This window comes from Shewanella sp. ZOR0012 (assembly GCF_000798835.1).
Classification (GTDB): domain Bacteria; phylum Pseudomonadota; class Gammaproteobacteria; order Enterobacterales; family Shewanellaceae; genus Shewanella; species Shewanella xiamenensis.
In genome coordinates this window covers 2,823,178-2,836,072 of record NZ_JTLE01000094.1, presented here as the reverse complement: position 1 = coordinate 2,836,072, position 12,895 = coordinate 2,823,178, and the positions used below count along the sequence as shown (strand labels likewise).

8 protein-coding genes are annotated in these 12,895 nt (G+C 45.8%); 6 read left to right on the top strand and 2 right to left on the bottom strand.

The features are described 5' to 3' along the window. On the bottom strand, positions 1-957 hold a 957-nt coding region (locus tag L976_RS23315), incomplete at its 3' end, for a sugar MFS transporter (RefSeq protein WP_047540530.1). A 139-nt stretch (positions 958-1,096) separates the two neighbouring features. After that, a complete protein-coding gene (locus tag L976_RS14125) occupies positions 1,097-2,719 on the bottom strand; it encodes an alpha-glucosidase (RefSeq protein WP_047537671.1) in 1,623 nt (540 codons plus the stop codon). A 497-nt stretch (positions 2,720-3,216) separates the two neighbouring features. Here L976_RS14125 and L976_RS14120 point away from each other — a divergent pair, with 497 nt between their 5' ends. From L976_RS14120 to L976_RS14095, 6 genes are all read left to right on the top strand, one after another. After that, positions 3,217-5,940 (top strand): TonB-dependent receptor, encoded by a 2,724-nt coding sequence (locus L976_RS14120; protein WP_047537669.1) that lies wholly within the window; start codon positions 3,217-3,219, stop codon positions 5,938-5,940. Positions 5,941-6,056: 116 nt separating this feature from the next. Next, positions 6,057-7,547: a tryptophan halogenase family protein gene (locus tag L976_RS14115; RefSeq protein ID WP_047537667.1), complete on the top strand. Its 1,491-nt coding sequence runs from the start codon at positions 6,057-6,059 to the stop codon at positions 7,545-7,547. A gap of 68 nt (positions 7,548-7,615) precedes the next feature. Further along, complete coding sequence (locus L976_RS14110; RefSeq protein ID WP_231570501.1) at positions 7,616-9,631, top strand: glycoside hydrolase family 13 protein; 2,016 nt, start codon at positions 7,616-7,618, stop codon at positions 9,629-9,631. Positions 9,632-9,708: 77 nt separating this feature from the next. Then, a complete protein-coding gene (locus tag L976_RS14105; protein WP_047537665.1) occupies positions 9,709-11,838 on the top strand; it encodes an alpha-amylase family protein in 2,130 nt (709 codons plus the stop codon). 118 nt (positions 11,839-11,956) lie between these two features. Beyond that, positions 11,957-12,340 (top strand): SMU1112c/YaeR family gloxylase I-like metalloprotein, encoded by a 384-nt coding sequence (gene gloA2, locus L976_RS14100; protein WP_047537663.1) that lies wholly within the window; start codon positions 11,957-11,959, stop codon positions 12,338-12,340. A gap of 207 nt (positions 12,341-12,547) precedes the next feature. Beyond that, positions 12,548-12,757: a hypothetical protein gene (locus L976_RS14095; RefSeq protein ID WP_047537660.1), complete on the top strand. Its 210-nt coding sequence runs from the start codon at positions 12,548-12,550 to the stop codon at positions 12,755-12,757. Positions 12,758-12,895 lie beyond the last annotated feature (138 nt).

The window sequence follows — 12,895 nt, the reverse complement described above, 5'->3', positions numbered from 1 at the left end:
ATTGAATGCAAGCACTGTGCCTGCGGGGATTTTTTGCATCACAGCCGAGCCAATAAAACGTCCGACCATCGCGCCGCCCCAGTAATAGGCGATGTAATGGGCCGCTTGTTCTTCTGGCATACCGACTATGTGTGATTCACCAAGGAAGTTGACTAAGAAGCTACCGATAGAAACCTCAGCGCCCACATAGACAAAAATCCCCACTGCGCCCAGCACTAAATGCGTGCTTTGTAGTGCGCTGGTTTTACCTAAATGGGTTTGAACCCCACCAGTTGTTTCAGTATGTTCACGGATCACCGGCAAATCTAACTTAGCAAAAATGATGGCAAGTACGGCAAGAGCTGCGGCGAGCAACAAGTAAGGCAGTTTAACGACTTCCGCCTCGGCATTGGCTTGCGCTAATTCAGAAGACGCCGTTGCCGCCACCGATAAAATCAAAATAGACCCAAAAAACGGCGCAACTGTGGTGCCAAGTGAGTTAAAAGCTTGTGTCAGGTTTAAACGGCTCGATGCAGTTTCTGCGCTACCAAGGGCGTTGACATAGGGGTTGGCTGCCACCTGTAAAATGGTGATGCCTGAGGCAAGCACAAAAAGTGCGCCGAGAAATAAACCGTAGGTTGCAAGGGATGCGGCAGGATAAAACAAGCCACAGCCGATACTGGCAATCACTAAGCCTGTGACAATCCCTTTTTGGTAGCCAAGTCGTTTAACAAGTTGGCCAGCTGGAATAGACACCAAGAAATAAGCCCCAAAGAAACAAAACTGGATCAACATCGCTTGGGTGTAATTGAGTGAAAAAACAGCTTTTAGGTGGGGGATCAGAATATCGTTTAAACAAGTGATAAATCCCCACATAAAAAACAGTGAAGTCAGTGATACTAGCGCAAAACGGTAGTTGCCATTATCCGATCCGCTGACGCTGGTCGTGTGGCTGCTGGTGTTAATAGATGACGCCATAGTTGTGCTCTCTAATCATGTTTTTATTATCTAAAGGGTATGTCCCTTAGGCGTTTACGTAAAACAACAAGCAGTAACAATCGAGTTGTCACTGCTTGTTTGAGGCCATAGCTGGAAGACCGCTAACTTATACAACCAACTAGACCAATAGTGCATAGAAGCTGGCATAGGCTGAAAATATCAAGTTATCACCCTGCAAGTGTGCGGTTTTTAAACCATGTCCGGTTAATTCTTGCTGTAACTTAAGCCCTGCTAGCGACAACTGAGTCTCAGAGTCTAATAGGTTGAAGCAAACCAATAGCTTCTGTTCCCCAAGTTTACGCACAAACACCAATAACGGCTCTGGCGCATCGAGAAACTCAATCTCCCCTTCAATCAAAATAGGATAACCTTTGCGCCATGCAAGGAACTGACGATAGCCATGTAACATAGATGCGGGGTCAGCTTCTTGTACATCAACAGCCAGAGCTCGATGCTCGCTTGTCACTGGTAACCAAGGGGTTACTTGACTAAAGCCTGCAAAATCTGCATGTTGCTCCCATGGCATGGGAGTACGGCAACCATCTCGCCCCTTAAACATCGGCCAGAAGGTTTTGCCGAAAGGGTCTTGTAACTCGTGGAATTCAATTGGTGCTTCGGTTAAGCCAAGCTCTTCCCCTTGATAACTACAGACACTGCCACGCAGCGAACAAAGCATCGCATTAAGCATTTTCACCATATCGGGTATTTGCTTACCGCGCCCCCAACGGCTCGCTACCCGCTGCACATCATGGTTACCGATTGCCCAGCAGGGCCAGCCATCGCCAATACTGCCTTCCAGCGCTTCTACCGTTTGGCGAATATAAGTGGCACTGTAGTCATCGGTCAGCAACTCAAAACTGTAAGCCATGTGTAAGCGATCTTCGCCCTTGGTATAGGCAGCCATTACAGCGAGTGAGTCTTCAGCAGAAACTTCACCTAAGGTCACAGCGCCTGGATAACGATTGATAAGTTGGCGTAATTCTTCAATAAACTGAATCGTTTGTGGGCGATCGTTATTGTAATAATGGTACTGATAGGCATAGGGATTATCTTCACTAAATCCCCGCCCTTGGCGTTTATCCTTGGGTTTTGCCGGATTATCACGAAGCTGCTCATCGTGATAACAGAAGGTAATGGCATCTAAGCGGAAACCATCGACGCCCTTCTTCAGCCAAAACTCCACATTATCTAACACGGCTTGACGTACTTCAGGATTGTGGAAGTTTATGTCGGGTTGGCTGCGCAAAAAGTTGTGCAGATAATATTGTTGCCTGCGCGGTTCCCACTCCCAAGCGCAACCACCAAAGATCGCTAGCCAATTATTGGGTGCGGTACCATCTTCCTTCGGATCCGCCCACACATACCAATCGGCCTTAGGATTGGTACGGTTCTCACGACTCTCGATAAACCACGCATGTTGATCCGAGGTATGGCTTAACACTTGGTCGATAATGACTTTAATACCGCGTTGATGGGCTTTTTCAATCAGCTCATCGAAATCCTGCATCGAACCGAATAAGGGATCGACCTCGCGATAATCACTGATATCGTAACCAAAGTCAGCCATGGGGGATTTAAAGAAGGGGGAAATCCAAATGGCATCCACGTTTAGACTGGCAATATAATCCAACTTAGTGATAATCCCGCGAAGATCGCCTACGCCATCACCATTGGTATCTAAAAGGCTGCGTGGATAGACTTGATAAATTACGGCGCCACGCCACCAGGTTAACTCACTCATAATGCCCCTTTATCCTTATTCTTCAGCGAGCTAACCCAAAAACTCACTAACAGGCAGTTACAGCAATGTTACTGCGGAGTAAAGGCGCTACGGCTTGTATTTGTGACAGCGAGCATACGTGAAGAAGGAAATAAGGTTCAATACACCTGCATACGTATGCAAAGCGCACTATCATCAGACCTGTCTAACCAATAACAAAATAACCCTTTATTAACATTGTGTTATACTAAATTTGCTGGAGATAAAATTGGACTTTTTTTCCCCATAACCCCAGTTTTAGCGGGTGCATGAGCTATTGAATACGTATGCACTATATTGTGACCCCAAGATTAGCGGGAGTAGTATCTTCACCGTTGCATAACAATTTGGTCATAAACGCAGCACTTATGCAGTCAATTAAGCGCCGAAATACCAAAAAAGGCCGCAAAAACAATGCGGTAATAACGATAAAACGCTCTACATAAGCGGTTAAAAGCGACTTCAAGGGGAAGATAGAAATGATGCGATTTAAACCCAGCTTGCTGACCTTAGCACTTGTTGCTGCAGGCGCCAGTATGCACTCCTACGCAGCAGATGATACTACTGCACAATCGACAGCAACCAAAGACGAAAATATAGAAGTCATTCAGGTGACTGGTATTCGCCGTAGCTTGCAAGAATCCCAATCGTTAAAAATGTCTTCTTCTTCTATCGTTGAAGCGATTTCTGCTGAAGATATTGGTAAGTTACCTGATGTGAGTATTGCCGAATCTCTTGCCCGTCTGCCAGGCGTCTCAGCCCAACGTTTAGATGGTCGTGCAAACGTGATTTCGATTCGCGGAATGGGACCCGATTTTACCACAGCAACACTCAATGGTCGTGAACAAGCCTCAGTTAACGATAACCGCAGTGTTGAGTTTGACCAATATCCATCCGAATTACTTAACCGTGTCGTCGTGTACAAAACACCAGATGCATCGGTAATGGCACAAGCTATTGGCGGTACCGTTGATATGCAAACCATTAGCCCTCTTTCACATGGTGAACAAACGATTGCGGTAGCAGTGCGCGGTGAAATGAACGATCTGGGCGCACTCAACAGTGGCTCCGACGACAAAGGTTACCGCGGAAGTATTTCTTATATTGACCAATTTGCCGATGATACCTTAGGTGTCGCCATTGGTTATGCGCGCATGATGTCTCCCAACCAAGAAGAACGTTGGCAAGCATGGGGTTATCCAGATAATGCTAATGGTGACAGTGTATTAGGTGGTGCAAAACCCTTTGTTCGCTCGAGTGAATTAGAGCGTGATGGCCTACTGGCTGTGGTTGAGTATGCACCAAACGACCGATTCCATTCTACATTGGATGTCTATTACTCAAAATTTGTAGATGACCAACGTTTGCGTGGTATTGAAATCCCTGCGGCTTGGGGCACCAATGGCGGCGTTGTTGCCACTACGACTGTCGATGGTCTGGTGACTGAAGGTGTAATCAAAGGCGCTGAAGTGGTTGTACGTAACGATGTCAACAAACGTGACGCGGACTCTTTATCCCTCGGTTGGAACAACAAATTCAGCGTCAATGATAGTTGGAACCTTGAAGCTGACGTGTCACTCTCTAAGGCAAATCGTACCGACATTGGTATGGAGAGCTACTCAGGCACTGGTCGCGGTACAGGTGTTGGTGCTGTTGATGACTTAAGCTTTGCCTACAATGGTAAAGGCGGATATGTTTTCGACCATAACCTTGATTATGCAGATAAAAATGTAATAAAACTCGGTGATCCTCTCGGTTGGGGTAGTCCACTTGGCGCCAACACTCAGGACGGTTTTATTAATAAACCTGAAATTGAAGATGAACTAAAATCTTTCCGTCTCAGTGCTGAATATGTGCTCGACGGTGGTGCAATTCGTAGTGTTGAATTTGGTGTTAACCGGACTGATCGTGACAAAACCAAAGTTGACAAGGGCTACTATTTAACCCTTAAAGGCTATGATGGTTCTGCCGATTACACTATGACAGTACCGGATCAGTACTTACTTGATCCTACTTCCCTCGCCTTCTTTGGCATGGGCGATGTACTCAGCTATGACTCTTTAGCTTTCTATAACGACGGCAACTATATAGAAACCGACGTCGCCGATGTGGATTTAAGCCGCGCGACCAACTCTTGGGCAGTACAGGAAGAAGTCACAACAGGCTATGTGTTAGCAAATTTAGAGTCTGAAGTATTCGGTATTCCATTCACTGGTAATGCTGGCTTACAGGCGGTTTATACCGATCAATCATCAGATGGTACTGTTGCCACAGTAGAAGCTGGCAAAGTGATTTTAACTCCGCGTACCGCGGGAGACTCCTACGTAGAATGGCTGCCAAGCTTAAACTTAAGCTTTGAAGTAGCTGAAAACCAAGTGGTGCGTTTTGCAGCTGCGCGAACATTAACCCGTTCACGCATGGACAAGATGAATGCCAACCTGAACTACAGCTATAACCAAAATCCAAATGATGGCGTTAACTGGACAGGAAACGCAGGTAATCCAGAACTTCGTCCCTGGTTAGCACGTCAGTATGATTTAAGTTACGAAAACTACTTTAGTGATCAAGGCTATTTCTCTGTTGCAGTGTTTTATAAAGACCTAGAGAACTATGTTTACGATCAAAAAGTCGATTTCGACTTCAGCACCCTATTCCCAGGTGTACCAGGTAATCCAATCGGGGTAATCACACAACCTCAAAATGGTGAAGGTGGTTACGTTCAAGGGGTTGAGGCCGCCGTCTCCTTAGACTTTGGTATGTTTGCCGATGTACTCAGTGGCTTTGGTACAGTGCTAAGTGGTTCATACACTGACAGTGAAGTAAAAGAAACACCAACAAGCGAACCAACAACGTTGCCAGGCTTGTCTGAAAAAACCTTAAACGCAACCGTTTATTATGAAAATTCAGGCTTTGAAGCACGTATCAGCTCACGTTACCGCAGTGACTTCCTTGGTGAAGTGACTAAGATCAGTTTGCAACGTGAAAACGTGAACATTAAAGCCGAAACAGTAGTTGATGCCCAAGTGAGTTATGACTTTAGCGAAAGTGGAATTGAATCACTGTATGGATTATCGATTCTTTTCCAAGTCAACAACTTAACCAATGAACCTTTCACATCATACACAGGTTCGGATCAACGTTTAGTTCGCGATTATCAAAACTATGGCCGTAACTTTATGTTAGGCGCTAACTATAAGTTCTAATAGTTTACGTACCAAGCCTCTGCAATCTATTGCAGAGGCTTTTCTCTTTATTGTTCCACTATCAGTAATTTCCCATTTAGTCATCAGCCTTAAACATCAACTAAAGGGCTTAGATCATGAGTCAAATCAAAGATATTGTCATTGTAGGTGGCGGCACTTCGGGCTGGATGACGGCCGCATTATTAGCGAAATTATTTAAACACACCCTTAACATTACTCTCGTAGAGTCAGAAGATATAGGCACCATTGGTGTTGGAGAAGCCACTATTCCACCACTGCAGTTATTCAACAGTGTTCTTGGGATCCCGGAAAACGAATTTATTCAAGCAACCCATGCCACCTTTAAACTCGGTATTCAATTTGAACACTGGGGTAAACAGGGTGATAGCTATATGCACGCTTTTGGTAGTATAGGAAAAGATATTGGCTATACACAGTTTCACCAGTACTGGCTCAGTACTCAACCCGAGATGATGGCATCATTTTGGGATTATTCACTTAATTACCAAGCCGCCTTAAACAATAAATTTCAATCTATTGAACAAATTCCCCATTCGCCTCTCTCTGGTCTCACCCACGCTTACCATTTTGATGCCGCACGCTACGCTTGGCTTTTACGACAATACAGTGAAAAGTCAGGAGTAAAACGCATTGAGGGTAAAATTGAATCGGTAAATTGTGCCGCTAATGGACATATTACAAACCTAACGCTGGTTTCTGGAAACTCAGTTCAAGGCGACTTTTTTATTGACTGTTCAGGCTTTGCTGCCCTATTGATAGGAAAAACACTTAATGTCGGCTATGAGAGTTACCAAGATTGGTTACTGTGCGACAGTGCATACGCTGTCCCAAGCGAAAAGGCCTGCGAGATAAAACCTTATACTCGTGCTATCGCCCATGAGGCGGGTTGGCAATGGCGGATCCCGCTGCAACATAGAACAGGAAATGGCATTGTTTACAGTAGCCGCTATATGAAAGACGAAGAGGCGAAAGCAAAACTACTATCGACACTTGAAGGTAAACCTCTCGCTGAACCGAAAAAAATATCCTTTATCCCTGGCCGTAGGCTTAAACAGTGGCAACATAATTGTGTTGCTATAGGTCTCTCAAGTGGTTTTTTAGAACCTCTTGAATCTACAAGCATTCATTTAGTGCAATCGGCCATCATTCGCTTAACTAAACTGTTTCCCCACCAAGGTGTAGTCCAAGCAACAGTGGATGAGTTTAACCGGCAGTCCCAACTGGAATTCGAACAAATCCGCGATTTTATTATCTTGCATTATTATCTCAACCGACGTTCAGACTCTGATACCGACACGCTATGGAGCGCCTGTCAGCAAATGCAGATACCTGAAAGCTTGCAACAGAAGATTAGCCTTTTTAGCGAAACGGGCGCTATTTTTAGGCACAAGGATGAACTCTTTACGGAAGCAGCTTGGGTTCAAGTGATGTTAGGACAGGGAATCATCCCTACAGATTATAATCCACTCGCAAACACAGTCGCCCCTGAGGCTTTAACTGAATTTTTAAGCAATATCAAAGTGATAATCAAAAACACCGTGAGTAATATGCCAACCCATGAACAGTATCTTGCACAGCTAGTTTAAGCCTCATCAAGTAAAGAAGCCTAAAAGTGTAAATACTTGACTTACTTGGCACTGAATAAGGAACAATTATGATCTTCACACGACGACATCTACTACTCAGTATTAGCTTTTTAATCAGTTGGAATACTCAAGCAGGGACAATCGATTCTACAGCGTTATTATCAGGCAATCTTAGTGCTAGTGAAGTTAATTCAACAGCTCCTTTAACTCTCGAACCGCTCTCTTGGTGGGCGGGCATGCATAATCCTAAGTTGCAATTAATGCTACACAGCAGCGCCCTACCCGCGGATGCAACGCTGCTTAAGGTTGAGATAGCTGGCCAAGATGTGGTGTTTGAAGGGATTGAGCAGACGGATAATCCCCATTATTTGTTTATCAATTTAGATTTGCGCCAAACCAAACCGCAGACCTTTGACATCCGCATTCTCGCTGGCGACAAGCAGCTCTTCCAACTGCCCTACACTTTAGCTGCGCGGGCAGATGGCAGCCGAGAGCGCCAAGGTTTTAGCAATAAAGATGTGATTTACCTTATCACCCCAGACCGATTCGCCAATGGCAACCCAAGCAATGATAATCAAGCCGATATGCTCGAGCATGCGGCGCCAGAAAATTCCGATGGTCGCCATGGCGGCGATATCGAAGGTATTCGCCGGCACTTAGATTACTTAGCCAAACTGGGCGTCACTCAGCTGTGGATAAACCCACTGCTTGAAAATAACCAAGCCCAGTACTCCTATCATGGTTACGCCATTACTAATCTTTATCGGGTCGACCCGCGTTTTGGCAACAATCAGGATTACCAAAGGTTAGTCACGGAGGCCAAACAACGTGGCCTAGGCGTAATTAAAGACGTTGTGCTTAACCATATTGGCTCAAATCATTGGTGGCTAAAGGATTTACCGAGCAGTGACTGGCTCAATTACCCACAGCAAACCAATGTCACTGACACCCAAACGGCTCCTGCGGCCAGTTCTACTAGCCCGAACTTTACCAGTCATAGACGCACCACAGTGCAAGATCCCTACGCCGACATGCAGGATAAACGGGATTTTGTCGACGGTTGGTTTGTAGATTCGATGCCCGATCTTAATCAACGCAATCCAAAGCTTGCGACTTACCTTATTCAAAACAGCATTTGGTGGGTGGAATACGCGGGGCTTTCGGGCATTCGTGAAGACACTTACTCCTACGCCGATAAAGCCTTTTTAGCCCGATGGTCAAAAGCCTTAATGGCGGAATACCCGCATTTTAATATTGTCGGAGAAGAATGGACCGCCAATCCCATTACCGTCTCCTATTGGCAAAAAGGCAAAATCAATGCCGATGGCTATACCTCAGATTTGCCGAGCCTGATGGATTTTCCACTTTATGAAAAGCTGCTTGAAAGCCTGAACGAGCCAGAAGGCTGGGATACTGGTTTTATCAAGCTTTACGAGATGTTAGCTAACGATGTGGTATATGCGAACCCAAGCCAGTTAGTCCTCTTTGAAGGTAACCACGACACAAATCGGATTTATAGTCTGCTTAAAGAAAACCTGCCGCTGTATCAAATGGCCCTCACCTATGTGTTAACGGCCAAACGCATTCCACAGCTGTTTTACGGTACCGAAGTATTGATGACCAGCCCGACCAAAGATCGCCACGACGGTGTAGTGCGTAGTGATTTTCCGGGTGGCTTTACCAATAGCAAAGTCAACGGTTTTAGCGGTAAAGGGCTAAATGCAAAACAGCAGCAAGCACTTGCGTTTGTGCTCACCCTACTCAATTACCGTAAGCATTCAGCCGTGCTGCAAACGGGCGATTTACTGCACTTTGTGCCGCAAAACGGCATTTATGTGCAATTTCGGTGTGCTGCAAAACATGCCCTCGCGGGCAATGCCTGCTACCAAGCCGATGCAGATAAAGTGATGGTGATTTACAACAAGAATGACCAAGCACAAACGCTCGATTTAAGCCGATTTAACAAGGTATTGGCAGGCAATAGCTCTGCTATTTCTGTCTTCTCGGAGGATAAGTTCAAGCTGAATCAATCACTTGTTCTGCCCAATGCTGGCGTTATGCTGCTTGAACTCAATCATCAATAACCCATACTCAATAGCAAACTTAGCTAACAGCGCGGCCAAACCACAGTTTGGCCGCCAAGTCAGTAAAGGAACCTAGGTTGAATTTTATATTATCTAACAGCAGCAAACGTCGCGCTTATCGCTGGCAACAGGGATTTAGCATACTGGCACTCAGCAGCATTAGCACCTTTTGCACCATGACCACACCAGCAATCAGCACTCAAGTAACGGCGTTAGATGCAGTGGCGGCTAAAACTGTGCCTGCCAATCTAAATGCCGACGAAGGTGAAATCCTGCCAGCCGATCATAATGCTGAGCAAGCAAACAAGTTTAAACCCGTTGTTTATCAAATTTTTACCCGACTCTATGGCAATAAAAACACCACCAATAAACCTTGGGGCACGATTAGCGAAAACGGTGTGGGTAAATTTAATGATATTGATGACACAGCGCTCAAAAGTATCAAAGACTTAGGCGTTACCCATGTGTGGTATACGGGTGTACCACACCACGCTCTAATTGGCGATTACAGTGCGATTGGTGTTAGTCACGATGATCCCGATGTGGTTAAGGGCCGCGCTGGCTCGCCCTATGCGGTTAAAGATTATTACAACGTAAACCCCGATTTAGCGGTCGATCCCGCTAAGCGTTTACAGGAATTTCAAGCACTTATCGAGCGCACCCACAAGCAAGGCTTAAAGGTAATTATCGATATAGTCCCCAACCATGTGGCGCGTAATTATCATTCCATCACTAAGCCAGATGACGTGCGCGATTTTGGTGAAGACGATAATCAAACCCTTGCATATGCAAAGCATAATAACTTTTACTATGTGATTGATAAGCAGCAATCCTCTGGCTTTCAAGTGCCCGATTTACCAGAGAGCCTCAAACCGTTAGGCGGTGAATCGCATCCCCTAAGTGATGGTCAATTTAAGGAAATCCCCGCCAAATGGACGGGCAATGGCTCACGCCTTGCCAAGCCAGATATGAACGACTGGTATGAAACCGTTAAAATCAATTACGGTGTCCGACCCGATGGCAGCCATGATTTCCCCGCACTACCGCCACGCTATGCCACGCTCGGCGCCGAGCAGCACTATGCTTTTTGGCAGCAACATAGTCATGAATTACCTAACTCTTGGATTAAGTTCAATCAAATTGCCCAGTATTGGTTAGCGATGGGAGTCGATGGATTTCGTTACGATATGGCCGAAATGGTGCCAGTCGAATTTTGGAGCTATTTAAATAGTCATATAAAACATAGTCATCCCGAAGCCTTTATCTTAGCTGAGGTCTATACCCCCGCGCTGTATCGCGACTATATTCAGCTCGGCAAAATGGACAACCTCTACGACAAGGTCGATCTTTACGACACCCTCAAAGCCATTATGGCAGGGCAAAAAAGTACCGCGCAGATCGCCGCGGATCAGGCTAAAGTGCAAGATATCGACTCGCATATGCTACATTTTTTAGAAAATCACGATGAGCAGCGCATCGCCAATGCCGCCTTTTTAGGTAGTTTAAGTGGTAATGCGTCAACGGATGCGGTCGATCCCCGCTACGCCCTGCCCGCAATGGTGGTGTCAGCAACCTTAAGTACCTCACCCACCTTGATTTATTTTGGTCAAGAAGTCGGAGAAGCGGCGACGCAAAACCTAGGCTTTGGCCATGCTTCGCGCACCAGTATTTTTGATTATGCGGGTGTTCCCGCCCATCAGCGCTGGATGAATCAAGGTAAATTTGATGGCGGCCAATCGACAACAACAGAAGCCGCGCTGCGCACCTACTATCAAAAACTATTGAACCTCAGCACGGGGAAAAATGCGCCCGCGCTCTTGGGGCAATATTACTCGCTAGATGCAGCCAACCGTAACGCGGTATCGGCTGCAAAGGCTAGCAATAAGGCCAATAATAAGGCAATCAATGGCAGCGCAACGGGTTATGATGAAGCAACCTTTGCCTTTGTCCGCTTTGAGGCTAATTCCGCCGATAGCAAAGGCCAAAAGCTGATTATTGTCAGTAACTTTAGTCAAACCCAAGCCAAGTTATTTTCACTTAAACTGCCCCAATCTCTGATTGCGCAATGGCAGTTAACCGATGCAAGCTATCCGCTTAAGGATTTACTGGAAGACCATACGGCGCAGTTAATCGTCGAACAAGGTGAAGGTCAAGTTCAGTTGCAACTTGCACCTCTGTCCTCCGCGATATTTGAACTCGCCCATTAGCCAGCTAGCGAAGTAAGATAAAAATCTTAGGTTAGCGCCAGAGTCACACACCGTTGTGACTCTGGCTTTTTTAAAACACACTAGCCTAAACATCAGTTAAACAGTACAGAGGCAAGCCATGTTACTCGGCATTCACCATGCAGCGATTATTTGCAGTGACTATCAAAAGTCCAAACATTTTTATGTGACTATTCTTGGCCTTAGCGTGCTTGCAGAGCATTATCGTGAAGATCGCCAGTCCTATAAACTCGATTTACAACTGCCGGATATGAGTCGAATCGAGTTGTTTTCCTTCGACAATCCTCCCAAACGCTCTAGCTATCCCGAAGCCTGCGGCCTTAGGCATCTCGCCTTTCGCGTCGCATCGATTGAAACGGCGATCGAGCATCTCACAGCACATCATATCGCCGTCGAACCCGTCCGCATTGACGAATACACAGGCAAAAAGTTCACCTTTTTTAGCGATCCCGACGGCTTACCCTTAGAGTTATATGAGCTATAACCTGAATCCTCGCTGTATTAAAATGTAAATAAAACAGCGCACTAAAATAGCGGATTCACACAACGATTAAGATGAATAAAGCTTAATTACGCCAAGGGAGTTTTAGCAGTAGACTCAATTCAGCGGCTCAGTCCTAAACCATCATTTGACCAATATGACACAGTAACAGGTCAGCGCTTACCAAGGCTAATCACTGAGGAACTCAAGGTGTTTGATAATCCAGCTTTATTGTTATGGAGTTTAGTCTTTGGCCTCTTTGGTCTTGGCTTTTTCACCTACGGCAAGCGCCAAGCTGCCCCCATCCCTCTGGCCGTCGGCCTCACCCTGATGATTTACCCTTATTTTGTCACCAATCTCGCGCTGCTTATCGCCATCGGCATCGCCCTTATCGCACTCCCCTATTTTGTAAGAATATGATTTTTAATTAGTAAAAATACTCAAAGCCAGAAATGCGTTGAATGAAGGGCAGGATTAGAACAGATAAGTGAATTAAATTCGGGCCCGACTGAGAGGCGAGCCATGATGTTTGCTCATCGACACGCAGCGAGTCCATCC